1 protein-coding gene and 1 pseudogene are annotated in these 468 nt (G+C 30.6%); both read right to left on the bottom strand.

Translation table 11 applies throughout. The annotated features are described in order from the left end of the window. Positions 1-254: pseudogene (locus KJR01_RS09745) on the bottom strand (phage terminase large subunit); the annotation flags it as partial. Further along, positions 254-468: DUF1804 family protein (locus KJR01_RS09740; RefSeq protein WP_250325185.1), on the bottom strand; the 215-nt coding region annotated here is incomplete at its 5' end. The pseudogene KJR01_RS09745 and the gene KJR01_RS09740, both read right to left, overlap by 1 nt.

Below are 468 nucleotides of genomic sequence, written 5' to 3'. Positions count from 1 at the left end.
GTAAAATAATGCGGCAAATAAGTTCTTGCAAAATAATCAAAATCCACACTCGCTCTTTTAATTCTTTCTTCTTTTAAAGTAGGATCTAAATGGCTTTCATGCAAAAATTGAGTTTTTAATTCATTTTTTAGCTCATCCATCCATTCTAAAAAGTCTTTTCTTTGCATAGCACCTTTTAGTTCATTTGGAGTGTTTTCGTGCTTTTGTTCGTTTGAGATTAAAAACTCATCGAGTTCTTCTTTGGAAAAAAGCATTAAATATCCATTGCTAAAATTTCTTTTTCTATCACTCCACTTTCTAAAAGTGATACAAGTTTTGCTACGCAATCTTTATCATTTTTTAAATGACTTATGATAATTTCAACCACTTTTTTAGCAACATTTAAACGATAGCTACTTGGATCTTCTAATCTTGCAACCTTTCTCATTTTTGAAAAGCTATCGCCTATCCTTGCAATGGCTTCAGTTT

Origin of the sequence: Campylobacter sp. 2018MI10 (assembly GCF_018501175.1) — a bacterium.
GTDB lineage: Bacteria > Campylobacterota > Campylobacteria > Campylobacterales > Campylobacteraceae > Campylobacter_E.
Note: the sequence above shows the minus strand (reverse complement) of the source record. Positions and strands in the feature narration are given on the sequence as shown.